Raw genomic sequence first — 25,571 nt, forward strand, 5'->3', positions numbered from 1 at the left:
AAGAGCGGTCTCCTATCGTTTCCTGGTACCCGATGGTAACCGAGAAAGAGGATGGCTGAGCATGCAACGCACGACCGAAACGACGATCCCGACCAACGGCACCGACCTCCACGTGGCCGTCGCCGGAGAAGGCGACGCCGTGCTCCTCCTGCACGGCTTCCCGCACACCTGGAAGGTCTGGAGCCGAATCATCCCCGAGCTGGCCGAGACGAACCGCGTCATCGCCCCCGACCTGCGCGGGCTCGGCGGCAGCGCGAGGGCGCTCACCGGGTACGACCCGAGGAACGTGGCAAGGGATCTGATCGGCCTGCTCGACCATCTCGACATCGCATCGGCGTCGGTGGTGGCGCTCGATGCCGCCGTTCCACCGGCCTTCCTCCTCGGCCTGGAGAATCCGCAGCGCGTGACGCGACTCGTTCTGATGGAGGGAACCATCGGCCGGCTCCCCGGGGCCGACGAGTTCTTCCGCGGAGGCCCGCCCTGGTGGTTCGGCTTCCACGCGGTCCCCGGGCTGGCGGAGTCGGTGCTCGTCGGGCACGAGGGCGCGTACCTCGACTTCTTCCTCCGCGCCGGGACCGCGGACGGACAGGGCATCGATGCGGCACTCCGGGATGAGTTCGTGGCCGCCTACACGGGGACCGACTCGCTCCGCGCCGCCTTCGAGCACTACCGGGCCATGCCGACCGGCGCCGAACAGATCGCCGATGCGACCGGCCGTTCGCGGCTCCTCCCGCCGACCGTCGCCATCGGCGGACAGGTCGTCGGACCCGCCACCGCGGGACAGCTCGCCGCGGTGGCCGACGATCTGACCAGCCACCTCCTCCCGGACGCCGGCCACATCATCCCGCTCGACGCTCCCGGGCCGCTGCTGGAGATCCTCCGGCCACTCCTGTCCGGGCAGTCGCGCTGACCGGCAGAACGCCGGGTGGCGGTCACCGGGCCGGCTGGATGAGCTCGAGCAGGTTGCCCTCGGGATCCTTCACATAGGCGAAGCGGGCCCCGACGCGCACCGCGTCCGCCGGGGAGAGACCTCCTGCGCGCCCGCCGCGAGCAGGTCGCCGTGGGCCTGGTCGAGGTCGTCGACGGTGAGGGCCCAGTGGAAGTACCCCTGGAGCCGGGCACCGTCGTACGGGTCGGCGAACTCCTGGGCCGTCGACCCTCCGCGCTCGACCAGTTCGAGCTTCAGCCCCGACGGGCTGCGCAGGATCATCGAGCGCACCTGGGCCTCGGGCATCTCGAAGTGCTCCTCGACCTCCGTCAGGTCGAGAGCCCTCGCGTAGAACTCCCGCTGTGCGTCCAGGTCGGCAACCGACAGCCCGACGTGGTCGAACGTGAACGACGCCATGTCTCCTCTTTATGGTAAATGACATTCACCTGTGGTGAACATCATTTACCTTACGCGTCCGCCCCGGCGACGTAAAGGGCATTAACCTCGAGGGACCGGTGCTCGCCCTCGCGGCGGCGCCCCGAGCCGGAGAGGCGGAGCAACCGATGCAGAACGAGACTCGCGACGCGACTCCCCCTCGGAAGCCCGCCGGGCGACCGGCCGTCACCACGGCGATCTCAAGAACGAGCTCGAGCGGGCAGCGCTCGAGCTGATCTCGGAGCGAGGGCCCCGGGGCTTCACCCTCGCCGAAGTCACCCGGCGGGCCGGCGTCAGCGTCTCCGCGCCGTACAAGCACTTCGCCGACCGTGACGCGCTGCTCGCGGCCCTGGCCGAGCGGGGCTACCGAGCGCAGCGAAAAGCCTTCGAGGCGGCCATGGCCGGCGAGCAGGATCCCGCGGCCCGGCTCGCCGCCTTCGCCGCCGCCTACGTGCGCTTCGCGGTGACCGACAGGGCCCTGTTCGAGGTCACCTTCCGGGCGGGGCTCGACAAGGCCGATCATCCGGGTTTGGACGACGCCGGACAGGACGTCCTCGTGATCCTGCAGGATCCCGCCCGCCGCCTGCGGCCCGACGACTCGTCGGCGCTCGAGCTCGTCTACGCCGTGGCCGCCTCGGCCCACGGCTTCGCCATGTTCTTGCTCGAGGGCGTCTTCCCCGACGGCGACGACACACTCGACCGCGTCGAGGCGCGAGCCCGCCGCTCGGCGGCGTCCCTGGCCGAGGCGGAGGCTGCGGCGGACTTTCTTCCGTGAACGCGTCACGAACCCGCCAGGATCGGCCTGCCGGCCTGGCCCGGGGAGTAGCGGCCGTCGGGTCTTCGCGCTGACCCTGGTCGTCGGGTTGTCGCCTCAACCCTCCGATCGCGCGCACCGCTTTAGTCCGCTGACGAGACAGCGGGCCGATTCCGAGGGCCGATCCGGCCGTCGACTCGCACGAGCTGCTCGATCCGAGGGACGGCGGACGCCACCGGCGGCAACGAGCCGATCTCCCGCTGCAGGGTGAGTGCTCGCTCCTGGAGGCGACGCGAGTGGAGCGCTTCGACCACGCCCGCGCGGATGTCGTCGGGGGTGGCGGTCACCGGATCGAGGACGAGTCCGACCCCGAGGTCCGCGATGCGGTCGGCGTTGAGCTGCTGATCCGCGCCCAGGGGGATCGCGACCACCGGGACCCCGTGACTCAGAGCGCCGATGACGCTCCCCGACCCCGCATGGTTGACGACGAGATCCACCTCGGGGAGAACGAGTCGCTGGGGGACGTAGCGTTCGATTCGGATGTTCGGGGCGGCAATGCCGAGCGACCCAGGATCGACGTTCGAGCCGACCGTGGCGAGGACACGAGACGGCAGGCCGCTGAGCCCTCGGAGGATCCGCTGGAACAGGTCGCCGGACTCGGTGTTGAAGATCGTTCCCAGAGTGACGTAGATGCGCGTCGCCTCTGCGCCCTCCCGCAGCCAGTCCACGGCAGGATCCGGCTCGCGCCCCGCCTCCGGCGGCACGGGCTCGGCCGGACGCACTGACAGAGACCCCGGAGGCAGGGCGAAGGCAGGATCACGAAAGCTGCGGGGGAACGGCGCGATGACCAGATCGCGTTCGAGGCCCGCCATTGCCGCGGTTTCGTCGAGGCCGAGCTCGCGTCGCAGCTTGCGCAGCGGAGCCTCGACGTCTCCGCGGCGCGTCAAACCACCGGACGCGATGACCTTGACGATCACCCGCGGGAGGCCGGCTCTCTCAGCGGCGACCATCGCGCCGAAATCCATCTCGTCCGAGACGACCACCTGCGGCCGCCACCGCTGGATGACTTCGCCCACTCGCGACGCGGTCGCTCGACCCAGCTGAGACACGAAGTAGCTGCCGATGACGGCGAACTCGTGAGCGAGGTCCGGCTGCACGAGGACGCCGGTCGACGCGCTTTCCGACTCGTCGGCTGTCGGCTCAGCGGGGAACCGCCGAGCAAATCCTTCGGCGTTCTGCACGACGGAGCCCTGCCCGGCGAGCGCCACGAGATGCCCCGCCTCCCGAAGCGCGTCGGCCAACGGCAGCATCGGATTGAGGTGGCCGCGCCCTCCCGCGAAGGTGAACAGAATCCGGAGCGGTGTCGGCTCGTCGGTGACCACGCGTCGACTGTACCGAAGCCCTCGCCGCGAGGCTGCCGAGCGGCTGCTGCTCAGCGCCGCTCGGCGAGCACGAAGCCCTGATCGTGCTTCTCGGTCTCGCGGGCGCTGCGGTCGAGGCGTGCCCGGACCGTGAATCCGGTGCGGTGGAGTCGGGCGACCACGTCGCCGGTTTCGTGAAGGAACGTGCGCAGCTCGACCTCGTGGCCGTAGGGTCGCGAACTCGTGCGCTCACCCGTGCCGGCCTGGTAGGCGACGAGGAGGAGACCACCCGGTGCCAGAACCCGGTGGAACTCCTCGAGCACGCCGCCTGACGCCCGCGGAGGCGTGTGGATGATCGAGTACCAGGCGAGGATGCCGTCGAAGGCGCCCGTCTCGTGAGGCAGGTCTGCGACGTCTCCCTCGTCGATCGGGAACGTCGGATGAGCCGCGCGCGCCTCGGCGACCATGGCGGGCGAGAGATCGACTCCCTCGAGTGCCAGTGACGCAGAACGCCTGGTGAGGTACGCCAGCATCCGACCTGCTCCGCATCCTGCGTCGAGGATGCGAGCATCCGCCCGCAGCCGCGACACGAAGTGGTCGATCATCGCGAGGTCGAGTGGGTCTTCGAAGGACATGTCGGGAAGAACCTCCGCGTACGTCCTGGCGACCGTGTCGTAGGCGTGTCTCGTCTGTGCTGTCAGCTCGTCGCTCATCGTCTCGAGAGTATCCGGGGATCGCGGGCCGGGAGCGGCGGGCGACGTCACCCGACCCGACGCCGGTAGAGGGTGACGGCCACGACGTAGGCGACGACGAGGATGCCGGCGAGCCAGGCGAGGGCGATCCAGATGTCGCTGCCCACGGGCTGCTGGGAGAAGAGGCCGCGGAGCGTGTCGACGACGGAGGTGACGGGCTGGTTCTCGGCGAACCAGGCGACGGGACCGGGCATCGACGCGGTGGGAACGAAGGCCGAGCTGATGAACGGCAGGAAGATCAGCGGGTAGCTGAATGCGCTCGCGCCGTCGACCGTCTTCGCGGAGAGCCCGGCGATGACCGCGAGCCAGGTCAGCGCGAGGGTGAACAGGACCAGGATGCCGGCGACGGCCAGCCAGGAGCCGACGCTCGCACCGGTGCGAAACCCCAGCAGGACAGCGACACCGGTGACGATCGCCACGGAGCTGAGGTTGGCGGCGAGGAGGTGAGCACGTGTGCCCACAGCACGCTCGATCGAGCGATCGGCATCGACTGGAAGCGCTCGAAGATCCCGCCCTGCAGGTCGAGGAAGAGTCGGTAGGCCGTGTAGGCGATTCCCGACGCGACCGTGATGAGCAGGATGCCGGGGAGCATGAAGTCGATGTACGACTCGTCGGAGCCGGTGGTGATCGCACCGCCGAGCACGTAGACGAACAGGAGCATCAACGCGATCGGAGTGATCGCGGTGGTGATGATCGTGTCGGGGCTGCGCAGGATGTGGCGGAGGGAGCGCCCGGTCAGCGCGGTCGTGTCGCCGAGGGCAGAGGTGGTCATCGGAGTTCTTCTTTCTCGGACCGGGCCGCCGCAGCGATGCGACCGGCCCCAACGGAGGTCTCGGCGCCGTCGCCGACGAGAGCCAGGAAGACGTCTTCGAGGAGGGCTGCTTCTCGACGTACTCGACCTGCGCCTCGGGCAGGAGCTTCTTGAGCTCGGCGAGAGTGCCGTTCTGGATGATGGTGCCCTGGTGCAGGATCGCGATCCGGTCGGCCAGGCGCTCGGCCTCGTCGAGATACTGCGTGGTGAGCAGCACCGTCGTGCCGTTGTCGGCGAGCCGCTCGATGGTCTGCCAGACGTCGATGCGCGCCGCGGGGTCGAGCCCTGTCGTCGGCTCGTCGAGGAAGATGATCGGCGGATCGCCGATGAGACTCATCGCGATGTCGAGTCGGCGACGCAGGCCTCCCGAGTACGTCGACACCGGACGGCCGCCCGGCTCGATGAGGGAGAAGCGGGCGAGCAGCTCGTCGGCGATCACGCCCGGCTGCTTCCGGTGGCGCAGCTTGGCGACCAGGACGAGGTTCTCCCTGCCGGTGAGCACGTCGTCGACGGCGGCGAACTGACCGGTCAGGCTGATCGACTCGCGAACGTCGCCGGGTCTCGCGGCGACGTCGAAGCCGTGGACGCTGGCGGTGCCGCCGTCGGCCTTCAGCAGCGTCGAGAGGATCCGCACCAGCGTGGTCTTGCCTGCACCGTTCGACCCGAGGAGGGCGAAGATGCTGCCGGCGGCCACGTCGAAGTCGACGCCGCGGAGGACGGGGAGGTCTTTGAACGACTTCTCGATGCCCCGGACCCGGATCGCGGGCTCGGGTGCCTCGTTCGTGATCATCTCGGGCTTCCTTTCAGGGGGCCGTCACGACTCGGCGGACGCCTGATCGATGGCGTCGGTGAGGCGCTTCCGCTCTCTGTCGATCCATTGACCGTCGGCGTAGTTGCGCACGAACGTGTCGGCGAACTCCACGGGATCGTCGCCGACAACGACCCGGATCGGGGTGTGGTCGGCTGCGGCCTGCTCGATCAGATCGGCGAGGTCTTCGAGCATCTGCACGAGGACGTCGCCCTTGACGATCGACCCCGCGAACATGAAGTAGCGCTCGATGCCCTCGATCGCGGTTCGGTAGTTCTTCGGAAGGTGTTCTTTGCGCGCCTTGTACTGGCGCCAGCGCTTCTTGTCGTCGAGCGAGCCGGTGACCTGCTCGATCCATCCTGCGGCCATGATCAATCTCCTTCTTCGAGTGGCTGTTCGATGTGACGGCGGAGCTGTTCGATTCGCTCCGAGAGGAAGGCCCAGGTCTTCCAGAATTCGTCGAGGTAGTCGCCACCCCGGGCATTCAGCGAATAGACCTTGCGCGGCGGCCCCTTCTCGGAGGGGATCTTCTCGACGTCGACGAGGCCGCGCTGCTCGATCCTGATCAGGAGCGCGTAGATGGTGCCCTCGGCGATCTCGGTGAACCCCTGCTCGCGCAGCCTCGCCGTGATGTCGTAGCCGTACGCAGGCTGCACGGCGAGAATCGCCAGCACGATGCCCTCGAGCGTGCCTTTGAGGATCTCGGTCGTCTGCTTGCTCACGGGGCTCCTTGTCACTACTTAGTGTTACCGACTACTCGTAGATAGTAACACTGAGTACCGCGCGCGCAAGGGTCTTTCTGGCGTGGGCGGGTAGCCGCAGCAGCGGGCGGGTCCCCGCCCGCGCGCCCGAGCCTGCGCCGGCCCGACCACGCGCCCGGGCCCGCGCCGGCCCGCCCACGCGCCCGATCCTGCGCCCGCCGGCACCCGCGGGGGTGGGTGTCCGCCCGGCTCAGACCAGTCGCGTGACCGTCGCGTGCGCCCCTGCGTCGAGCAGCCCGTCGAGGGCGTCGACGTAGGCGGCGACGAAGCGCTCGTTCGAGGCGAGGTCGCCGAAGAGGTGCTCGTTGCGGATGAACGCCAGGCGGTCCTCGGGGTTCCGCTGCGTGAGCGCGATCGGGGTGAGCTCGTCGGCGAGCTGGTCGACGACCGTGATCGGCTCGCCCGACTCGTCGACGCCCTCGGCGTACCGCGCCCAGCTCGCGACGATCCCCGCCGAGCGCGAGATCTCGCCGCCCGATTCGAGGTTGGCGCGGACGACGGGCAGCAGCCACTTCGGGATCCGGTCGCTCGACTCCGCGCAGAGCCGGGCCAGGGTGTCGCGCACCTCGGGGTTCGAGAACCGCTCGATCAGCGTGGTCTTGTACTCGTCGAGGTCGATGCCGGGCACCGGCTTGAGCGTCGGTGTGCCCTCGAGGTCCATGTAGTTGCGCAGGAACGTCGCGATGGCGGGATCCTGCGTGGCCTCGTGCGCGTAGCGGTACCCCGACAGGTAACCGAAGTAGCACATGCCCTGGTGGCTGGCGTTGAGCAGCCGGAGCTTCATCAGCTCGTACGGCTCCACGTCGTCGACCATCTGCACGTCGGCGTCCTGGTACGGCGGCCGACCCAGTCCGAAGTCGTCCTCGAGCACCCACTGGAAGAACGGCTCGGCGACCACCGGCCAGGCGTCGTCGATCCCGAGGTTCGCCCGCACCTCCGCGCGGTCGTCGTCGCTCGTCACCGGCGTGATCCTGTCGACCATGCAGTTGGGGAATCTCACGTGAGCGGTCATCCAGTCGGCGAACGCAGGATCCTGCGCCCGGGCGAATGCGGTGAACATCTTCTGGGCGACGTGACCGTTGCCCTGGATGTTGTCGCACGACATCACCGTGAACGGCTCGAGCCCGCGATCGCGACGGAGGCGCAGCGCTGCCACGACGAGTCCGAAGACCGTCTGCGGCTCGGCGCCGGGTACCAGGTCGGCGGCCACGAGCGGGTTGCCCAGGTCGAAGTCGCCCGTCACCTGGTGGAAGTTGTAGCCGCCCTCGGTGACGGTGAGGGAGACGATCTTCGTCGACGGGTCGGCCATCTTCTCGATGACGGCGTTCCGGTCGTCCGGGGCGAACAGGTACTCGATGATCGAGCCGATCACGCGCGATTCGCGGCGACCGTCGGGGTGCTTGAGCATCAGCGTGTAGAGGCCGCCCTGGGCGTCCATCGTCTCTTTCATGCGGCGATCCTGCTCGAGGACTCCCACGCCGCAGATGGCGAAGTCGAGCGCCTTGCCCTCGGCGAAGAGCCGGTCGAGCACCATCGCCTGGTGGGCCCGGTGGAAGCCGCCCACTCCGAAGTGGACGATGCCGGTCGTGAGGGTCGAGCGGTCGTAGGTCGGGACGGCGACGTCGCCGCCTCGAGCGATCGCGTCGAGGTTCTCCGGACGGAGGGGGACGGGGGTGATGACATCGGTCATGGTGGTACTCCTTGAAAAGGTGGATCGGTTCGTTACTTCACGGCACCGAGCGAGAGGCCCTGCACCAGTTTGTCCTGCGCGGCGAAGCCGGCGACCAGAACGGGGAAGGACACGGCGAACGCGGCGGCGCAGACCTTCGCGAGGAACAGCCCCTGACTGGTGACGAAGCTGGTCAGGAAGACCGGCGCCGTGATCGCCTGGGTGCTGGTCAGGACGCTCGCGAAGAGCAGTTCGTTCCAGCTGAAGATGAAGCAGATGAGCGCGGTCGCGGCGAGCCCCGGCCCCGAGATCGGCACGATGACCCTGCGGAAGATCGTCGGCAGCGATGCGCCGTCGATGGCGGCCGCCTCCAGGATCTCGACGGGGATCTCGGACAGGAACGACCGCATCATCCAGACGGCGATCGGCAGGTTCATCGAGGTGTAGATCACGATCAGGAGCCCCACGCTGTCGAGGGCGCCGACCTGCTTGGCGATGAGGTAGATCGGAAGGAGGCCGGCCACCATCGGCAGCATCTTCGTCGAGAGGAAGAAGAACATGACGTCCGACCACTTCTTGACCGGCCGGATCGAGAGGGCGTAGGCGGCGGGCATCGACAGGACCAGCACGAGCAGGGTCGAGACGACGCTGGCGGTGGCCGAGTTGATGAGGGCCGGCCACGGGCTCGCGCCGCCGGCGCCGAAGAAGTTCTCGTAGCCCGCCAGGGTGAGCGGCGCGAACAGCGACGGCGGGTTGGTCGCGGCGTCGGTCTCGCTGTGGAACGAGGTCAGGATCATCCACAGCACGGGGGCGACGAAGATCAGCCCGATCAGCCACGCGACGACTCCGAGCCAGACGTTCGCGGCACGCTTCTTGGGACGCCGGATGCCGGTGCTCGTCTTCGCGACGGACCGCGCGCTTCGCGGCGTGGACCCGGCGATGCTGGGTGCGCTCATCGGTTCTCCTCCTTCAGGAGTGTGGAGACGCTCCGGAGAGCGAAGTTCGCGATGATCAGCGATCCGACGACCACCACCACACCGGCGGCGGACGCGGCGCCGTAGTCGTGCGCCTGGAAGAACTGCTGGTAGATCGTGTACGGCAGGTTCGCGGTGCCGAGCCCGCCCGAGGTGATGGTGAAGACGGCGTCGAAGTTCTGCACGATGTAGATCGCGCCGAGCAGTGTCGCCAGCTCGAGGTAGCGACGCATGTGCGGCACCGTCATGTAGCGGAAGATCTGCCACGCGGTCGCGCCGTCGACCCGGGCCGCCTCGAGGACGTCGAGCGGGCGGCTCTGCAGTCCGGCCAGGAGGATCAGCATCATGAAGGGCGTCCACTGCCAGATCAGCGCGACCTCGACCGCGATCAACGGATTGTTCGAGATCCAGTCGGGTTGCGGTGCTGTGGCCCCGAAGAGTCCGAAGAACCACTGGAGTCCGCCGTTCAAGAGGCCGTACGACGGGTTGAACAGCGCGTGCTTCCAGAGGAGGGCGGCCGCGACCGGCACGATCAGGAACGGCGCGATCATGATGGTCCGGACGACGCCGCGGCCCCAGAACTTGCGATCGAGCAGGAGCGCGACCGCGAAGCCGATGGCGAGGCTCACCAGGACCACGACGACCGTCAGCACGATCGTGGTCAGCACCGATTCGCGCATGGTCGAGTCGGTGAACACGTTGATGTAGTTCTGGAACCAACCGAACGCGATGTCGTTCGGGTACAGCGAATTCCAGGAGATGAACGAGATCACGATGGTGATCACGAAGGGGACCTGCGTCACCAGCACCAGGAAGATCAGTGCGGGAAGGAGCGGTGCGCGCCTGGCCCACGCGCCGGCCCGGGCGAGACGCGCCGCGTCCCGCCGGGGGCCCGGAAGCCCGGGGCGCTGGGTCCCGAGCTTCCGGGCGCGTGACCCACGATGTCGTCGGTGGTCGTCATGGCCTACTTGCCCTTGTACTTGTCGCCGACCTTCTGAGCCAGCTTCTGTCCCTTGTCGAGCGCCTGCTGCACCGTCTCCTTGCCGGCGATCGCCGAGCTGACCTCCTGCGAGACCTGCGTCGCCATGTCGGCGAACTCGGGGATCGCGACGAACTGGATGCCGGCCGCGGGGCGCTTCTGGACGCCGGGGTTGTTCGGGTCGACGCTCTCGATGGCGGTCTGCGTCTGCTTGTAGAACGCCTGCGTGGCGTTCTGGTAGTCGGTGTTCTCGTACGTCGAAGCACGCTTGCCCGCGGGAACCCGCGACCAGCCGAGCTTCTTGCCGACGAGGTCCTCGTACTTCTTGCTGGAGGCCCAGGCGACGAACTTGGCCGCGGCGTCCTGGTTCTTCCCGGCCTTCTCGATGCCCCAGGCCCAGGTGTACAGCCAGCCGGATTCCTTCGTCTGGTCGACCGGAGCGGCGACGTAGCCGATCTTGCCCTTGACGGGCGAGTCGTCCGCCTCGAGGCTGCCGGCGGCCGAGGTGGCGTCGTACCACATGGCCACCTTGCCCTGGGTGAGGTCGTTCAGGCACTCGGTGAATCCGGCCTGTGCCGCTCCGCTCTCGCCGTGCGCCTTGACGAGGTCGACGTAGAACTGCGTGGCCTTGACGAACTCGGGCGAGTTGACCTGGGCGTTCCAGTCCTTGTCGAACCAGGTGCCGCCGAAGGTGTTCACCACGGTGGTCAGCGGCGCGAAGACCTGACCCCAGCCGGGTTGGCCGCGGAGGCAGATGCCCTTCATGCCCGGCTGGACCCCGTCGACCTTGGCGGCCGCGTCGGCGACCTGCTGCCAGGTCGGCTGGTCGGGCAGCGTCACGCCCGCCTTCTGGAAGACGTCCTTGCGGTACATCAGGAACGACGACTCACCGTAGAACGGCTCGGCGTAGACCTTGCCGCCGACCGTCAGCGCCTGCGTCATCGGCTTCAGGATGTCGGACTGATCGAACCCCTTCGACTTCGCGACGGTGTCGTCCAGCGGGCTCAGCCAGCCGTTCTTGGCGTACGACGGCACCTCGTAGTTGCTGAGGCTCGCCACGTCGTACTGCCCCGCCTGCGCCGAGAACTCCTGGCTGATCTTGGCGCGGACGTCGTCCTCGGGGAGGGTGGTGAAGTTGACCTTGATGCCGGTCTCCTTGGTGAAGTCCGATTTGGCCAGCTTCTGCAGGTCGATCATCTGCGGGTTGTTGACCATGAGGACGTTCACCTCTTTCGAGCCGCCGGAGGCGCTCGAGCCGCCGGCACCCCCGCACCCGGTCAGGGCGAGGGCCGTGACCAGGCCGAGCCCGGTCGCGACCATCAGCTTCTTCTTCGTCGAAATCGTTCTTCTCACGGGGTTCTCCATTGATCGCCGTCACATTTGAGATTCGCCTCTCAAGTGAGCAGTAGCCTCGCATAGCGAACTCATATGTGCAAGACCAATCATTTGAGCCACAATGGGGGCACTTCCTCAGAAAGTTGCCCCATGCCCGAACGCACGACTCCGCGCCTGGCGCGCGACCAGTGGATCCTGCTCGCCGATCTCGCTCGCGGGTACTACGTCGACGACCGGTCCAAGGTCGAGCTCGCCGACCGGTTCGGCCTCAGCCGGTTCCAGGTGGCCAAGCTGCTGCGCACGGCGCGCGACGAGGGTGTGGTGTCGATCGACATCCGCGACCCTCGATCGTGGTCGCCGCACCTCCACGAGGGGCTCGCGGAGGCCCTCGGGATCGACCGCGTGCAGGTCGTCGACATCGAAGACGTCAGCGACGAGCAGGCGACAGCGCGGGTCGGGAGCGCCGTCATGCAGGCGCTCAAGGAGACCGTCCGGGCCGGCGACACCGTCGGCATCTCGTGGTCGCGAACCCTGGACGCCGCCGCCAGGTCGCTCCCCGAGCTGCCTCCCTGCGTCATCGTGCAGCTGGCCGGCGCCCTCCAACTTCCCGGCGCCGGGACGCTCCCCCAGGTCATCCAGAATCTCGGCTCGGCCCCGGGCATCACGACCCTGCCGATCCACGCGCCTCTCCTCGTCGATCGGGCCTCGACGGCGAGCGACCTCCGAGGTCAGCCCGAGATCAAGGAGGCTCTCGACCGGGCCGACTCGCTCGATGTCGCCGTGGTCGCCATCGGCGGCTGGTTGCCGGGCGAGTCCAGCATCTGGGAGAAGACCGGCGACGGCGAGCGCGAGCAGGCGCGCGCCTCGGGCGCGGTCGGCGAGATCTCCGGACGGCTCTTCGACTCGGCGGGCCGCCCCGTCGTCACCCCCTCGACGAGCGCCTGATCGGGGTCCGCTTCGACCAGCTCGAGCGGACGCCGAGGGTGATCGCCGTCGCCCACGGCCCCGGCAGAGCCGCCGCCGTGGTCGCCGCGGCGAACGGAGGATTCCTCACGCACTTGATCGTGGACAGTACGCTGGCAACGACCCTGAACACCCTGCTCGACGAGGAGCGCCGATGACGTCCACCCCCACCCGAACCCTGGTCGCCGGAGTCGACTCGTCGACCCAGAGCTGCAAGGTCGTCGTCCGCGACGCCGCAACCGGCGACTTGGTGAGGCAGGGAGTGGCCAGGCACCCGATCGGCACGGAGGTCGCACCCGCGGCCTGGTGGGACGCCCTCCTCGAGGCCCTCGCGGCGGCCGGTGGGCTCGACGACGTCCGGGCGATCGCGGTGGCCGGCCAGCAGCACGGCATGGTCGTCCTCGACTCGAGCGGCCGGGTGATCCGCGACGCGCTGCTCTGGAACGACACGCGGAGCGCCGGAGCGGCCCGCGACCTGACCGCCCAGGTCGGCGCGGCGGAGTACGCGAGGCGAGCAGGATCCGTGCCGGTCGCGTCCTTCACCGCGACCAAACTCCGGTGGTTGCGCGACGCCGAGCCGCAGAACGCCGACCTGGTCGCGGCGGTCGCGCTGCCGCACGACTGGCTCACCTGGCGGCTGCTCGGCTACGGCCCGGCGGGTGAGGCCCCGCTCGGGCCCGACCTCGACGCCCTCGTCACCGACCGCTCCGACGCGAGCGGCACGTCGTACTGGAGCCCCGAGACCGGCCGGTACGACCTCGAGCTGTTCGAACTCGCTTTCGGGCGACCGGGCCGCGAGGCCGGAGGCGCAGGCACCGCTGCGCCCGACGGCGACGTCGTGCTTCCTCGGGTGCTCGGTCCTTCGGATCCTGCGGGAACGACCGTCGCGAACGGCGCGATCCCGGCCGGTCTCACCGTGGGCCCCGGCGCCGGGGACAACGCCGGCGCGGCGCTCGGGCTCGACGCCGGCGTCGGCGACGTCGTGATCAGCATCGGCACCAGCGGGACGGCCTTCGCCGTGACGGAGAAGGCGGCGACCGACCCGAGCGGGACGGTGGCGGGCTTCGCCGACGCCACCGGCCGGTACCTGCCCCTGGTCGCGACGCTGAACGCCGCGCGGGTGCTGACCTCGATCGAGACGCTCCTCGGCGTCGACCACGACGAGTTCGCCAGGCTCGCCCTCGCCGCCGAACCCGGCGCCGGCGGGATCGCCCTGGTGCCCTACTTCACCGGCGAGCGCACTCCCGATCTGCCCAACGCCACCGCCACTCTCGCGGGCATGACTCTGGAGGGCACCACCCGGGAGAACATCGCGCGCGCCGGAATCGAAGGAATGCTGTCGGCCCTCGCCGACGGGGCGTCGGCCATGCGCTTCCAGTCGCTCGACATGCGGCGCGTGCTGCTGATCGGCGGCGCGGCGCAGAACGTCGCCGTGCAGCGGGTCGCGGCGCAGGTGTTCGACGTGCCCGTCGTCGTTCCCGCCCCCGGTGAGTACGTGGCGAACGGAGCCGCACGGCAGGCCGCTTGGACGCTGACCGGAGCGAATCCGGCCTGGGCCGCGTCCAGCGAGGTCACTCTCGAGAGCGACCACCACGCCGAGATCACGAAGCGCTACCGCGAGGCGCAGCGACTCACCTCCCTGCCCCGGACGGCCGAGGAGAGCGGCGCGTCGGCCTGAGGCAGCCGGCCGCGCTTCCGCCGGCGCGTCCACCTGCGGTTCCACCGGCCGTTCCGCCGCCTAGGATCAACGCATGAGCGGCCAGCGCACCCCGGCGGGAGGAGTGAAGCTCTCGCGTCGCCAGGCCCAGATCATCGAGGGCATCGGTCGCGGCAACACGTATCGCGCCCTGGCCGAAAAACTCTCCATCAGCCCGGCGACGGTCGCGTACCACGTCGGTCGGCTCCAGCTGAAGCTGCGCACGCCGACGCTGCCCGCCCTCGTCGGGCTGGCGATCGTCTCGGGCATCCTCTCGAGCGACCAGTTCCCCCTCGAGCTGACCGGAAATCTCGTCGTGCCGGACGAGTTCCTGGCCGATCCGTGATCGCCTGAGAGCGGTCGAGGAGCGCGTCGGCAAACGTTGGCCAGCCCGTTGCACGCCGTTCATTTCCTATCGCTTCTTCTAGTCGAGTCTGGTTCTGCGCCCCATTCAGGGGTGCTCGACCAGGAGCCTGACGTGAAAAAATCCGCCACCCGCCCACCCGTCGCGCGCAAGCGTGCCCTCACCCTCGGCATCGGCGTCCTTGCCGCAGCGGTGCTCCTCCCCAGCGCAGCCGTCGCCGGAGCCGGCGTCGCCCTGTCGCAGAACGGAGGGGCGGCCCGCCACACCGGCGACCAGACGGCCGACGTCCGTGCCGCCATCAAGAACTCCACGGCCAAGAACGTCATCTTCCTGCTCGGCGACGGCATGGGCGACTCCGAGATCACCGTCGCCCGGAACTACGCCTACGGCGCCGCCGGCAAGCTGCCCGGCCTCGACGCCCTTCCTCTCACGGGCTCGTACACGACCTACTCGCTCTACAAGGACGGTGCCACCAAGGGCAAGCCGGACTACGTGACGGACTCGGCCGCCTCCGGAACCGGCTGGACCACCGGCACGAAGAGCTACGACGGCGCGATCTCGGTCGATATCGACGGCACCCCGCAGGACACCCTCACCGAGATCGCCAAGGCCAACGGTCTCCGGACCGGCGACGTGAGCACCGCCGAGATCCAGGACGCGACGCCCGCCGTCCAGGTCGCGCACGTCAAGGATCGCGGCTGCTACGGCCCGGACACCGCCGCGTGCGGCACCGACGCCCTGGCCGCAGGCGGCCTCGGCTCGATCAGCGAGCAGCTGTTGAACACGCGCCCCGACGTCACCCTCGGCGGCGGCCGGACCAGCTTCCTCCAGACGGCGAAGGCCGGTCAGTACGCGGGCGAGTCGCTCTTCGACCAGGCCTCCGCGCGCGGCTACCAGGTCGTCCAGGACGGCGCGAGCCTCGCCGCGGTCAAGACCGCCGACCAGAAGAAGCCGCTCCTCGGGCTCTTCACCCCGGGCAACTTCCCGACCCGCTACGCGCCGACGACGGCGACCGTCGGAGGCGCAGACGCGGCGCCCGTCACGTGCACGGCGAATCCCGATCGGCTGAGCAGCGACCTCAGTCTCTCCAGCATGACGAACAAGGCGATCTCGCTCCTGAACAAGCCCAAGAACGGCAAGGGCTTCTTCCTGCAGGTCGAGGGCGCGTCGATCGACAAGCAGGATCACGCCGCGAACGCGTGCGGTCAGATCGGCGAGACCCTCGACTTCGACGAGGCCGTCCAGGCCGCCCTGGCATTCGCGAAGAAGGACGGCAACACCCTCGTCATCGCGACGGCGGACCACGCTCACTCGAGCCAGATCGTCGACAGCACTCCGCCGGCGACCCTGAGTTCCGCGCTGCTGACGGCCGACGGCACGACGATGAAGGTGGCCTACGGGACCGCCGCCGCGGGCGCCTCGCAGCAGCACACCGGCACGCAGGTCCGGATCGCGGCCTACGGCCCCGGCGCGGCGAACGTCGTCGGACTCAGCGACCAGACCGACACCTTCTTCACGATGACTCGCTCGCTCCGCCTCGACCGTGACACCGACCGCTTCAGCAGGTCCGCTCGGGCGACGGCGAACGACGTGCGACCTCGCCCGTCCGAGAAGATCACCGTCACGGGCACGCGATTCGCCGGTGATCGTCAGGTCACGGCCACGGCCGGATCCGCCGACCTGGGCACCTTCGACGTGATCGACGGAACGGTCACCGTGACGTACACCGCGCCCGCCAAGACGGGAGACGTCGCCGTCACCCTGCACGGCGTGCAGAGCGACGCCTCGGCTGTCGTCCGACTGCGGGTCACGAAGTAGCGCGACGCGCAGCCCTCGAGCGGGCCCGCCGCCGCGATCCTGCGGCGACGGGCCCGCTTTCCGGCGCTCGGACGGTCAGCGCAGGATCACGCGGGCTCACCGAGCAGGCCGAGATCGCGCAGGCTCTCGGCCGTCTCGACGATCGTGGCCTCGACGGGACGCGGCCGGAAGCCGAGCTCGGCCTTGGCGCGGTCGTTGTGGATGACGAGGCTCGGCAGTTCGTCGCCCGGAGCCTCCTCCGTGGGCACCCGCACCGCCAGCGACCCGAGCCGCTCGCGCAGCACCCGGGCCACGGCGAGGAACGTCGTCGTCGGGCCGTCGGCGAGCGCCAGGTAGCGCTTGCCGGCCGCCTCGGGCGCGGCCATCGCTGCTACGTGCAGGTCGGCGACGTCGCGCACGTCGGCGATGCCGAAGCGCTGCCGCGGCGTCACGGTCATGGCTCCGCTGAGCATGGCGGTGAAGACCTGCAGCGAGGAGCGAGCCGCGGTCGTCAGGGTCGGGCCGGCGATCCAGGTCGGGTTGATCACGACCAGCTCGGTGTCGCCGCCCTCGTGGTCGATGAAGTCCCACGCCGCTCGCTCCGCCACCGCCTTCGACAGGGGGTAGGCGGGGAGCCCGGGGTGTCGGGGTCGGTCCAGTCGGCCTCGGTGTAGTCGCGGACCGGCTTCGGCGAGTAGCCCACCGCCGCGAAGGACGACGTCAGGACCACCCGACGGGCGGAGGCGTCGCGGGCCGCGCGGAGCAGGCGGAGAGCGCCGTCGCGGGCGGGCACGACGACGTCGTCGGGATCCTGCGCCTGGATCATCGGCGACGCGAGGTGATAGACGTCGTCGATCCCGGCGACGGCCTCCGCCCAGCCCGCGTCGGCGGTCAGGCTCGCGACGACGAACTCGAGTCCGTCGTCGTCGGCGCCGCCGCGTCGCACGGCGGCGCGGACCTCGGCCTCGCTCGCGAGCGACCGGACGGTCGTGCGAACTGCCGTGCCACCGCGCAGAAGGTCGGCGATCAGCCGGGTCGCAAGGTAGCCGGAGCCACCGGTCACGAGGACGGGGCTCATCGGATCACCGCCTGGAGGCTCGGAACGATCTCGTCCACGCGGGCGCGCGCTTCGGCCTCGCCGGCGGCGTCTCCCCGGTCTCGGGCGTCCCAGAGGGCCGCCTTCGCACCCAGGTAGTCGAGATGGACGTGGAGCGTCTGGATCTCCTTCTCGATCCGCGTCGCGTGCCGGAGCAGGAGGTCGCGCTGCTCGGCGGCGGCGGCCGACCCGAGAGCCCGGTTCGCCTGGTAGGTGCGCATGTCTTCGATGCCCACTCCCATCGCGCGAAGGCAGGCGAGCACCTGCAGGGAGTCGAGATCGCGATCGTCGTAGCGGCGATGCCCGCTGCTGTCGTCGCGGGCGATCGGGCCGACGAGCCCGACGTCTTCGTAGTAGCGCAACGTCGGCTCGCTGAGCCCGCTCCGTCGCGATGCGTCCTGGATGGTCATCGTGGTCATGACCCGAGGTAAACACACCTCAAGCGCTTGAGGTCAAGCGCCGGTCGTCGAGTGCCCACGAGAGGCGAGCACGACGCGGGCGACATCGCGGGCACGCTCGAACGGGTGAGCGAAGGTTTCCATGCCCACCGTGACGATGGCACCCTCGTAGAGCAGCATCATGGTCGTCGCCGTCTCGCGCGGGTCGTCGAAACCCGCCTCGTCGAGGAGGTCGGCGAACACGCCCAGGAGCCACGTCTTCTGCCGAGCCACCTCGGGGAAGACCGGGTTGCCGTCGTGCCCGTCGCCGATCTCTGCGCGCGCGTTGATCGCGCTGCACCCCTTGGTGTTGTTCGCGTCCGACCACGAGATCGCCGCATCGAAGATCGCGAGCACGCGCGCCGGTCCCGGCTCGGGGACACGCTCGAGGTGAGCGGTGAGATGGTCGCGCCAGCGCGCGTCGCGGTGCTGCAGGTAGACGACGACCAGCGCCTCCTTCGAACCGAATCGGTCGTAGAGGGTCTTCTTCGTGACACCCGCGGTGGCTGCGATGGTGTCGACGCCGACCGCGTGGATTCCACTCTCGTAGAAGAGGCCCGACGCCGCATCGAGAACGCGACGTGCTGCGGGGGTGAGAGGGGCGAGCTCCGAAACGGCATCTGGCATACCCTGATTATACAGATCTGTATAGTAACGGGAATGAGTAAACAGATCGGTGTAATCGGAGTCGTCGTCTCGGCCTTCGCCGCGGCCGCCTTCGTCGCGGCCTGGAGTTCGGGCTTCGTCATCGCGGCGGTTGCGACCGTGGACGTGCCCTGGACGACGCTGCTCGTCTGGCGGTTCGTGCCCCTGGCCGGCGTCCTCGTGGTCCTGGCCGCCGCCCGCACATCGACTCACCGGGTGACGCGCGCCGACCTCCGACACCAGGCCGTGATCGGTGTGTTCGCGCAGTTCGGGTACTGCACCTTCGTCTATGCCGCGATCGCTGCGGGAGTGGCCACCGGCACGAGCGCCCTGATCGACGCCGCCCAGCCACTCGTCGTCGCGACGCTGGTGGGGCCGCTGCTCGGGCTGCGCGTGCGCGGCGGGCAGTGGGCCGGTCTGATCGTCGGGGCGCTCGGGGTCGCACTGGTCATCGGCTCGCAGCTGGGCGGCTCGCAAGCGCCGCCCGCCGCCTTCCTTCTGCTCGCCGGTGCGATGGCCTGCCTCGTCGCCGGCACCTTCGTCGAGAGACGGCAGGATGCCAGGCTCCCCGTCCTGACGACGCTCACGGTCCACGTCGTGGTCACGGCCGCCGCCTTCGTGGTGCTCGCCGCAGGGACCGGCACCCTCGCGCCGCCGATGACGTCGGCCTTCTGGCTCTCGGCGCTGCTCTCGGCGCTCGTGCCCACCGTCCTTGCCTACGGCCTCTACTGGTGGCTGCTGCGCCGGCTCGGCATCACGGCGGTGAACGCCCTGCTGTTCCTGGTCGCGCCGGCGACGGCCCTCGCCAGCGCGCTCCTGCTGGCCGAGCCGCTCGCGCCCGTGACGGTCGCCGGCTTCGCCCTCTGCGGTGCCGGAGTGGCCGCGGTCCTGGTCGCCGACGATCGACGTCGGCCACGGGCGGCGCGGGTCTCGACGTGACGCCTCCGCGGGCGGGCGGGGCTTGGTCGGCCGTCGGGCGTCGTCCTCAGGCGGCGGGCTTGGGGCGTCGGCGTCGGGCGCCGGGCGCCGGGCGCCGAGCGCCGGGCGCCGGGCGCCAGCAGGCGAGATCGCACGTCGACCGGCCCGAAATGCCCTGCACCGGGCCACCGTGCGATCTCACGGCACGCGGGCGCACCCAGCCACCTCGCGACGGCTCAGCGCTTCGAGGCGACGGCCTCGCGGCTCGGCTCGGTCAGGTGGCCGCTGTCGCCGGCCACCTTGGCCATCAGGGGCAGCAGGATCGGCCACTGCACGATCCGCATGACGAGGGCGTTGAACCGGATCCCGAAGCGGGTCTTGGGCGCGACCATGTCGACTCGGCCCGGAATCAGCTTCTGCGCCGCCGTCACGCGGGGGCGCATGCGGCGCTCGTACTCCGCGAGCAGCTGTGCCCGGACGCGGTCGTCGCCCAGCCCGGACCCGTCGCCGAACGCGTCCGCCAGAGCCGCAGCACCGCTCAGCCCGAGGGCGGTGCCGAGGCCGCTGAGGGGGCTGGCACACCAGGCGGCGTCACCGAGCAGGATCACCCGATCGTCCGTCCAGTTCGGCATGTGGATCTGGTCGTAGGTGTCGAGCGCGAAATCGCGCGCGGTGCGGGCGGCGGCGAGGAACTCGCGTGTCCGCCATCCGACGCCGTCGAACGTCTTCTCGAGCAGGGCGAAGCGCGCCTCCACGTCGCCGCGCGAGGAGTGTGTCGGCAGCGAAGGTGAGGCCGACCTCCTGCTCGCCGGGGTGGCCCGGCCGAGCCGCGACCGACCGGCGCCCGGGCGCGTTGTGCACGAGGGCCCAGCCGTCGACGGACGGTGTCGCCGGGTTCTCGGTCAGCGTGTACCAGGCGTGGGCGAGGCCGAGCGGCCGACGGAAGAGTTCTTCGGAGCCGAAGCGCAGGGCCCGGATGCGGGAGTGCGCACCGTCCGCGCCGACGACGAGGTCGAAGGTCGCGAGATCGCCGGAACGGAAGCGGACGGAGACGCCCGCCCCCACGTCGTGCAGCTCGTCGACGGTGTCGCCGAAGCGGTGCTGAACGCCGGCATCGACCGCGGCTTCGTGAAGCAGTCGCGCCAGGTCGGTGCGCAGCAGCTCTTCCTCGACACGAAGCCCTGGCCGCCGAACGCCTCCACGGGCATCGCGGCCAGCCGGCGTTCGCGTTCGTCCACCCAGGCGATGCCGCGCTGCGGGACCAGGACGCCGAGAGCGGCATCGAGAAGACCCAGCCTCTCGAGCACCTCGCGGGAGTCGCCGCGGAGGTCGACGGTCTGACCGCCTTCGCGGAGCGCGGGCGCGATCTCGACGACGGTCACGTCCCAGCCCGAGCGCCCGAGCAGGACGGCGAGGGTGTCGCCGGCGATACCGGCGCCGGTGATGAGGATGGTGGGCATGTCAACTCCTGTCTAGTAATGCAAAAATACTTGCAAAAGGGAGCTTACGATTAACGCAAGTGAATTTGCAATAGAATCAGGATCATGCCCGAACACTCCGGAGTCTCTCGCCCAGGCGGCCGCACGGCCCGCACCCGTGACGCCGTACACGCCGCGGTCCGCGAGCTCCTGGCCGAGCCGGAGACCGAGATCACCATGGCCGCCGTCGCCGAGCGATCGGGCGTGCACTTCACGACCCTCTATCGGCGCTGGGGCAACATCGAGTCGATCGTTCTCGACCTCGCCGTCGAGCGCGTCACGGAGGAGTCGCCCGTGCCGGCGACCGGCGATCTGCGCGCCGATCTGACGGAGTACGTGCACCGACTGCTGGCCTCCCTCCGCCAGGCGGGTACGGGCACCCTGCTGCAGGCACTCCTCGCGGCGGCTGGGCAGGCCACCGAAGCGGAGCAGGTGACCCAGTTCGTCGAGCCCCGGATCGAACAGTTCCAGTCCCTGCTCGACGCCGCCGAGGTCACCCGCATCGACGGCTTACGCCTGGTCGAGCTCATCCTCGCCCCCGCCTACCTCTGGGCGCAGTTCGGTGCCCCGCTCGATCCCGACGCCGACACCGCCCGGCTCGTCGACACCGTCCTGGCCGTCGCGCGAGATCCTGCTTGACGGAGTCCGCTCAGCAGCCCCTGACCGTCGGCTCGCCCTCCGCGTTCCAGGCGAAGAGGGTCAGGTGCCAGAGTCCCGGGCGCTGTCGGGACGGGTCGATCAACCCGAACGCTCCGAGTTCGACCAGCGCATCCCGCACCCGCCAGGACGGTGGCGTGCGACCCGCCGCGACGTCGGCCTGCCACGGAGCCGCTGCCGCCTCCACGTCGATCCCGAGCGCTGCCATCCGGGATCGATCCCGGAGGTCCGCGATCCCCGGCGCGTCCACCTCGAACTCGAGGACCTCGCGCGGAGGTGCGCTCGGGTCGACGTGGGCGATCATGGCCGCCGCGACACCCTCGGCGGACGAACTCAGGTAGAGCGTGGGAACCCCCGGCGGCGAGAACCTGCCGGCCGAGCGCGACCCGGCGAGCGCCGATTCCCGATAGGCAGGATCGACGCCGCGAGAGAACGTGCCGCGGACCCTGCTCCAGAGGGCTCCATCCCTTTCGACGCAGGGCTCCTCAGGTTCCATGACCCCAGAGTGTCCCCATCCGGCCGGCCGTGCGCACGCGACCGGCGAGGGCAAGTCGACCGTGGCCGCCGACGTCTCGCGACTGCCCGCCGGTCGCGACGTCACGGGCGCGTTCTGCGGTCGAGCACCGGACGAGACAGGTCAGAAGACGTCGTTGACCAGGATCACCTTCCCCCACCGGGGACGCTTCTCGGCGGCCCGGTGCGCGGCGGCGGCCTGCGAGAACGGGAACGTGCCCCGCAGGGGAACACGAAACGACCCCTCCCTCGCCAGGCGCGCCGCCTCGGCGAGGCCGTGTCGTCCGTCTGCCTCTCCCGCGAGCGCGCCCCGGGTCAGGCGGACGCCGTGTTCCGCGGCGGAGAAGTCGGCGATGGTCACGACCCGATCCGGGCTTCCGGTGAGGGCCACCAGGGTGGGGAGGACTCCGGCCCCGCTGGTGTCGAGGGCCCGGTCGACGCGGTCGACCCCCTCATCCCGGAGGTCGTGCGAGAGATGCATCCCCGCACGAATGGCGGTGACACCGTCCAGGGCCGCAACGACGTCGAGGCTCTCCGTCCGGGCCGTGCCGAAGACGCGGGCCCCTCGGGCGACCGCGAGCTGCGCGGCGACGACGCCCACCCCTCCCGCCGCGCCGTCGACGAGGACGGTCGTGCCGGTGTCGACCTCCAGCAGGTCGAGGGCCCGGGTCGCCGTCTCCACAGACGATCCTGCGCCTGCCGCTTGCGACCAGGGGAACTCGGCCGGTCGGGCCGCCCACGCCGCGAGGACGGCGAACTCGGCGGTGGCGCCCCCGAGGGTCGCGAGGTCGACGCTTCCGAACACCTCGTCTCCGACCCGGACGTCGTCGACCCCGTCTCCCAGGGCGACCACGACGCCGGCCGCGTCGACGCCGGGGACGTGGGGTAGCGGCAGCGACGACGCCATGGGCGTCGTCCCGGCGCGGAGCCCGAGGTCGACCGGAGAGATCCCCGCTGCGCGGACGTGGATCAGCACGGATCCGGCGCCGGGCTCGGGGCGCGCGTGCTCTGCCAGGCGGAGCACGGACGGGTCTCCGGTTCGGTCGAAGTGGACGGCGATCATGGTGGCTCCCGGTCTCGGAAAAGGCGATACCCGTACCGTAGAGACGATCCGGATCACCCGCTCCGGATTCGACGGAACCGAGACGCCCGATGGCCGAACCGACTCGGAAGACCCGGGTCGACAGCGACCGCAACCGGGTCCGGCTGAGGGCTTCGGCCGCCCGGGCGATCCGCTCGGGCGGCCTCGACGTGTCGATGCGAGCGATCGCCCGAGACGCCGGAGTCGGGATCGCGACCGCCTACCGCCACTTCCCGACCAAGGGCGACCTCCTCGAAGCGGTGCTCGCGGAGCGCGTCGCCGAGTGCGTCCTGGTGCTCCGGGACGCTCTCGACGAGCCGGATCCGTGGACAGCGCTGAAGACGGTCGTCGGCTGGTTCGCCGAGCTTCAGATCTCGGACCCCGGCCTGCTGCGCACGCTCCTGGACGCGTCGGCCGGTGGCGCTCCGTTCGCGCAGGCGCGCAGCGAGCACGCGGCCGCTCTCGACCTTCTCGTCAGGAGGGCTGCGGGAGCGCGCGCGACACCGCGGCACCTGCTTGGCACCACGCGCCCCCTCGGTGCCAAACGGCGGTAGTGGTGCCACCTCGGGCGACCCCGAACGCAGGATCGGCGGACGGACGAATTAACAGGAACGTTCCATTCCACTTCGGTTACAGTAAGCGGAATTAGTAGTTCCGCATACTCGGAAGGAGTCGCCATGAAAGTGCTCGTCTACGGAGCGGGCGCCCTGGGCAGCCTGTACGCCGCGCGCCTCCACGAGGCCGGGCACGACGTGTCGCTCCTCGCCCGGGGTGAGCGGCTGACCGCCGTGCGGGAGAACGACATCCTCCTCGCCGAGGGCGACAGCCCGGACATCCGGCGGGTGCCGGTGCGGGTGATCGCGAAGCCGGCCGACGGGTACGACCTGATCATCGTCCTGGTGCGCACCCATCAGGTCGACGCCGTGCTCGAGTCGATCGCGCACCTGGAGGGCGACGTCCTGTTCCTGCTGAACTGGGCGGCAGGGCCGGAGCCCCTCGGCGCGGTGATCGGCGCCGAGCGGGTGCTGCTCGGCTTCCCGACGTCGGCCGGCATCATCGACCGGGGTGTGGTCCGGTTCCGGCGCGCGTCGCTGGTGACCCGACTGGTCTCGATGCCGATCGGCGAGCCGAGCGGCCTCGCCACTCCGCGTCTGAAGAGAGTCGTGGAGATGTTCCGCTCCGCCGGATTCCAGGCCAAGGCCGAACCGCGGATGGACGCCTGGCTCACGACCCACGCGGCCTTCGAGGTGCCGCTCGGGCAAGCCGTGCACGCCGCCGGCGGCCCGGGCGCTCTCGCCGAGGACGGAGCGGCGGTCCGCGACATGATCGGCCGGTTGAAGCAGAGCCTCGAGGATCTGCCGGGCCGACCGGTGCCAGCGGCCTTCGGCGTCCTGAGAGTCCTGCCGGATCGGGCGCTCGCCCCCGTGTTCCGCCGCTTCCTGCGCAGTCCGGTGTCGGCGTCGCTGGGCTCCGCGTCGCCCGGCCTGTCCGGCGAGGTCGCTCGGCTGGCCGAACAGCTGGCCGCCGATGCGAGACCCCGGCGGGCGACGGATCGAGCCCGGTGAGGAGCGATTCGCCGTGAGCGACCGAGACGATAATGGCCGGGTGCCCCCGACCAGAATCTCGCCCGCCCCAAACGCAAAGACGCGGTCCTGAACAACGAGCGCCTTCTGCAGGCCGCTCGAGAGGTGTTCGCGCAGCGGGGCTCTCGGCGACACTGGAGGACATCGCCCGGCACGCAGGGATCGGGGTCGGCACCGTGTACCGGAACTTCCCCAGCAAACGCGCGATCGTCACGGCCCTGTACGACGCCGCGATCGACTCGGCCCTGGCGGACGTCGAAGAGGCCCTCCGAATCGACGACCCGTGGCTGGCCCTCGTCACCTTCTTCGAGGTCACCGCTGCCAACCAGGCCCGGGATCGCGGTCTGAGCGAATCACTCCTCGGGCACGACCGGCGGGACCGGCACGACGGGCGGGACCGGCACGACGGGCGGGACCGGAACGGCGGGCACGACCGGAACGGCCGCTCCGGCCCGGCCGAGCAGATGGCCGAGAAGATCGTCGCCGTCGTCTCTCCGCTGTTCGAACGGGCCAGCGCGGCGGGAGTCCTCCGCGAGGGGGTCCTCGTCACCGACCTCCTCCCGATCTTCGCCATGCTCGACAGCGTCTACCGACTCAGCGAGACGAGTCCCGACCTCTGGCGGCGGTACCTCGCGATCCTGCTCGACGGCCTGCGCGCCGACGAGCGCCCGGCTCTCCCGGTCCCCGCTCTCGACGTCGCGGCGTTCACCGCTGCCCTCGCGACCGGCGACTGACCACCCCTTCGGGGGCTGCACGCACGACGCCCGGGCCGCCTA

26 protein-coding genes and 6 pseudogenes are annotated in these 25,571 nt (G+C 70.1%); 12 read left to right on the plus strand and 20 right to left on the minus strand.

From position 1 onward, the window contains the following. Positions 1 to 61: 61 nt before the first annotated feature. On the plus strand, positions 62 to 910 hold the full coding sequence (locus tag QUE79_RS03465; protein ID WP_286345443.1) for an alpha/beta fold hydrolase: 849 nt from the start codon (positions 62 to 64) through the stop codon (positions 908 to 910). Positions 911 to 979: 69 nt separating this feature from the next. Here QUE79_RS03465 and QUE79_RS03470 read toward each other — a convergent pair whose 3' ends face one another. Beyond that, positions 980 to 1,345 carry a VOC family protein gene (locus QUE79_RS03470; protein WP_286345444.1) on the minus strand — a complete coding sequence of 122 codons (366 nt, stop codon included), beginning with the start codon at positions 1,343 to 1,345 and terminating at the stop codon, positions 980 to 982. Positions 1,346 to 1,595: 250 nt separating this feature from the next. Between QUE79_RS03470 and QUE79_RS03475 the strand changes: the two are divergent. Then, positions 1,596 to 1,703: pseudogene (locus QUE79_RS03475) on the plus strand (TetR/AcrR family transcriptional regulator); the annotation flags it as partial. 57 nt (positions 1,704 to 1,760) lie between these two features. Further along, complete coding sequence (locus QUE79_RS03480; RefSeq protein ID WP_286345445.1) at positions 1,761 to 2,138, plus strand: TetR-like C-terminal domain-containing protein; 378 nt, start codon at positions 1,761 to 1,763, stop codon at positions 2,136 to 2,138. A 122-nt stretch (positions 2,139 to 2,260) separates the two neighbouring features. On the opposite strand, the gene QUE79_RS03485 is transcribed toward QUE79_RS03480, so the two are convergent. From QUE79_RS03485 to QUE79_RS03530, 10 genes and pseudogenes are all read right to left on the minus strand, one after another. Then, positions 2,261 to 3,499, minus strand: coding sequence for a glycosyltransferase (locus QUE79_RS03485; protein ID WP_286345446.1), 1,239 nt, complete (start codon positions 3,497 to 3,499; stop codon positions 2,261 to 2,263). A 50-nt stretch (positions 3,500 to 3,549) separates the two neighbouring features. Further along, positions 3,550 to 4,191, minus strand: coding sequence for a class I SAM-dependent methyltransferase (locus tag QUE79_RS03490; protein WP_286345447.1), 642 nt, complete (start codon positions 4,189 to 4,191; stop codon positions 3,550 to 3,552). Positions 4,192 to 4,238: 47 nt separating this feature from the next. After that, a pseudogene (locus QUE79_RS03495) lies at positions 4,239 to 5,002 on the minus strand (ABC transporter permease). Then, positions 4,999 to 5,831, minus strand: a pseudogene (locus tag QUE79_RS03500) (ABC transporter ATP-binding protein). Before QUE79_RS03500 ends, QUE79_RS03495 begins: the two co-directional pseudogenes overlap by 4 nt. A 24-nt stretch (positions 5,832 to 5,855) precedes the next feature. Next, positions 5,856 to 6,218, minus strand: a complete 363-nt coding sequence (locus QUE79_RS03505) for a DUF1048 domain-containing protein (protein ID WP_286345448.1) — start codon at positions 6,216 to 6,218, stop codon at positions 5,856 to 5,858. Positions 6,219 to 6,220: 2 nt separating this feature from the next. Next, a complete protein-coding gene (locus QUE79_RS03510) occupies positions 6,221 to 6,571 on the minus strand; it encodes a PadR family transcriptional regulator (protein ID WP_286345449.1) in 351 nt (116 codons plus the stop codon). Positions 6,572 to 6,800: 229 nt separating this feature from the next. Next, positions 6,801 to 8,300, minus strand: a complete 1,500-nt coding sequence (locus QUE79_RS03515) for a mannitol dehydrogenase family protein (RefSeq protein WP_286345450.1) — start codon at positions 8,298 to 8,300, stop codon at positions 6,801 to 6,803. A gap of 32 nt (positions 8,301 to 8,332) precedes the next feature. Continuing rightward, on the minus strand, positions 8,333 to 9,235 hold the full coding sequence (locus QUE79_RS03520) for a carbohydrate ABC transporter permease (RefSeq protein ID WP_286345451.1): 903 nt from the start codon (positions 9,233 to 9,235) through the stop codon (positions 8,333 to 8,335). Beyond that, complete coding sequence (locus QUE79_RS03525; protein ID WP_286345452.1) at positions 9,232 to 10,038, minus strand: carbohydrate ABC transporter permease; 807 nt, start codon at positions 10,036 to 10,038, stop codon at positions 9,232 to 9,234. Before QUE79_RS03525 ends, QUE79_RS03520 begins: the two co-directional genes overlap by 4 nt. A gap of 179 nt (positions 10,039 to 10,217) precedes the next feature. After that, positions 10,218 to 11,552, minus strand: coding sequence for an ABC transporter substrate-binding protein (locus tag QUE79_RS03530; RefSeq protein ID WP_286346829.1), 1,335 nt, complete (start codon positions 11,550 to 11,552; stop codon positions 10,218 to 10,220). Positions 11,553 to 11,717: 165 nt separating this feature from the next. Between QUE79_RS03530 and QUE79_RS03535 the strand changes: the two are divergent. The 4 genes and pseudogenes from QUE79_RS03535 to phoA all read left to right on the plus strand — a co-directional run bounded on the left by QUE79_RS03535 (position 11,718) and on the right by phoA (position 16,408). Beyond that, positions 11,718 to 12,688: pseudogene (locus QUE79_RS03535) on the plus strand (sugar-binding transcriptional regulator). Continuing rightward, the gene (locus tag QUE79_RS03540) at positions 12,685 to 14,208 is read left to right on the plus strand and encodes a xylulokinase (protein ID WP_286345453.1); all 1,524 of its coding nucleotides are present in this window, start codon (positions 12,685 to 12,687) and stop codon (positions 14,206 to 14,208) included. Before QUE79_RS03535 ends, QUE79_RS03540 begins: the two are co-directional and overlap by 4 nt. Before the next feature lie 73 nt (positions 14,209 to 14,281). Continuing rightward, positions 14,282 to 14,572: a helix-turn-helix transcriptional regulator gene (locus tag QUE79_RS03545; RefSeq protein ID WP_286345454.1), complete on the plus strand. Its 291-nt coding sequence runs from the start codon at positions 14,282 to 14,284 to the stop codon at positions 14,570 to 14,572. Positions 14,573 to 14,704: 132 nt separating this feature from the next. Beyond that, positions 14,705 to 16,408 carry an alkaline phosphatase gene (phoA, locus tag QUE79_RS03550; protein WP_286345455.1) on the plus strand — a complete coding sequence of 568 codons (1,704 nt, stop codon included), beginning with the start codon at positions 14,705 to 14,707 and terminating at the stop codon, positions 16,406 to 16,408. Positions 16,409 to 16,494: 86 nt separating this feature from the next. On the opposite strand, the gene QUE79_RS03555 is transcribed toward phoA, so the two are convergent. The 4 genes from QUE79_RS03555 to QUE79_RS03570 are packed head-to-tail and all read right to left on the minus strand — an operon-like array spanning position 16,495 to position 18,547. After that, positions 16,495 to 16,995: a Rossmann-fold NAD(P)-binding domain-containing protein gene (locus QUE79_RS03555; RefSeq protein ID WP_286345456.1), complete on the minus strand. Its 501-nt coding sequence runs from the start codon at positions 16,993 to 16,995 to the stop codon at positions 16,495 to 16,497. Next, entirely contained in the window at positions 16,932 to 17,465 is a 534-nt protein-coding gene (locus QUE79_RS03560) for an NAD-dependent epimerase/dehydratase family protein (RefSeq protein WP_286345457.1), read from the minus strand. The genes QUE79_RS03555 and QUE79_RS03560 overlap by 64 nt, the downstream gene beginning before the upstream one ends. Further along, on the minus strand, positions 17,462 to 17,902 hold the full coding sequence (locus QUE79_RS03565; protein WP_286345458.1) for a MerR family transcriptional regulator: 441 nt from the start codon (positions 17,900 to 17,902) through the stop codon (positions 17,462 to 17,464). The genes QUE79_RS03560 and QUE79_RS03565 overlap by 4 nt, the downstream gene beginning before the upstream one ends. A gap of 33 nt (positions 17,903 to 17,935) precedes the next feature. Then, positions 17,936 to 18,547, minus strand: a complete 612-nt coding sequence (locus QUE79_RS03570; protein ID WP_286345459.1) for a TetR/AcrR family transcriptional regulator — start codon at positions 18,545 to 18,547, stop codon at positions 17,936 to 17,938. Between the two features lie 33 nt (positions 18,548 to 18,580). Here QUE79_RS03570 and QUE79_RS03575 point away from each other — a divergent pair, with 33 nt between their 5' ends. Continuing rightward, a complete protein-coding gene (locus QUE79_RS03575; protein ID WP_286345460.1) occupies positions 18,581 to 19,504 on the plus strand; it encodes a DMT family transporter in 924 nt (307 codons plus the stop codon). Positions 19,505 to 19,719: 215 nt separating this feature from the next. Here the strand turns inward: QUE79_RS03575 and QUE79_RS03580 are convergent, their stop codons facing one another. The 3 genes and pseudogenes from QUE79_RS03580 to QUE79_RS25165 form a co-directional block, all read right to left on the minus strand. Continuing rightward, positions 19,720 to 20,238, minus strand: a complete 519-nt coding sequence (locus QUE79_RS03580) for an FAD-dependent monooxygenase (RefSeq protein ID WP_286345461.1) — start codon at positions 20,236 to 20,238, stop codon at positions 19,720 to 19,722. 274 nt (positions 20,239 to 20,512) lie between these two features. Continuing rightward, positions 20,513 to 20,725, minus strand: a pseudogene (locus QUE79_RS25160) (hypothetical protein); the annotation flags it as partial. After that, a pseudogene (locus tag QUE79_RS25165) lies at positions 20,719 to 20,943 on the minus strand (FAD-dependent monooxygenase); the annotation flags it as partial. The pseudogenes QUE79_RS25165 and QUE79_RS25160, both read right to left, overlap by 7 nt. Positions 20,944 to 21,027: 84 nt before the next feature. On the opposite strand from QUE79_RS25165, the gene QUE79_RS03590 reads away from it, so the two are divergent. Then, positions 21,028 to 21,600 (plus strand): TetR/AcrR family transcriptional regulator, encoded by a 573-nt coding sequence (locus tag QUE79_RS03590; protein WP_286345463.1) that lies wholly within the window; start codon positions 21,028 to 21,030, stop codon positions 21,598 to 21,600. 10 nt (positions 21,601 to 21,610) lie between these two features. On the opposite strand, the gene QUE79_RS03595 is transcribed toward QUE79_RS03590, so the two are convergent. Together QUE79_RS03595 and QUE79_RS03600 are read right to left on the minus strand one after the other, a co-directional pair. After that, on the minus strand, positions 21,611 to 22,114 hold the full coding sequence (locus QUE79_RS03595) for an RES family NAD+ phosphorylase (protein WP_286345464.1): 504 nt from the start codon (positions 22,112 to 22,114) through the stop codon (positions 21,611 to 21,613). A 141-nt stretch (positions 22,115 to 22,255) separates the two neighbouring features. Then, positions 22,256 to 23,194, minus strand: a complete 939-nt coding sequence (locus QUE79_RS03600) for an NADP-dependent oxidoreductase (RefSeq protein ID WP_286345465.1) — start codon at positions 23,192 to 23,194, stop codon at positions 22,256 to 22,258. A gap of 89 nt (positions 23,195 to 23,283) precedes the next feature. Here QUE79_RS03600 and QUE79_RS03605 point away from each other — a divergent pair, with 89 nt between their 5' ends. The 3 genes from QUE79_RS03605 (at position 23,284) to QUE79_RS03615 (ending at position 25,529) form a co-directional block, all read left to right on the plus strand. Further along, complete coding sequence (locus QUE79_RS03605) at positions 23,284 to 23,766, plus strand: TetR/AcrR family transcriptional regulator (protein ID WP_286345466.1); 483 nt, start codon at positions 23,284 to 23,286, stop codon at positions 23,764 to 23,766. 123 nt (positions 23,767 to 23,889) lie between these two features. Further along, on the plus strand, positions 23,890 to 24,777 hold the full coding sequence (locus QUE79_RS03610) for a ketopantoate reductase family protein (RefSeq protein ID WP_286345467.1): 888 nt from the start codon (positions 23,890 to 23,892) through the stop codon (positions 24,775 to 24,777). 32 nt (positions 24,778 to 24,809) lie between these two features. Then, positions 24,810 to 25,529, plus strand: a complete 720-nt coding sequence (locus QUE79_RS03615) for a TetR/AcrR family transcriptional regulator (RefSeq protein ID WP_286345468.1) — start codon at positions 24,810 to 24,812, stop codon at positions 25,527 to 25,529. The last annotated feature ends 42 nt before the right edge of the window (positions 25,530 to 25,571 follow it).

Origin of the sequence: Frondihabitans sucicola (assembly GCF_030296615.1) — a bacterium.
GTDB classification, from domain to species: Bacteria; Actinomycetota; Actinomycetes; order Actinomycetales; family Microbacteriaceae; genus Frondihabitans; species Frondihabitans sucicola.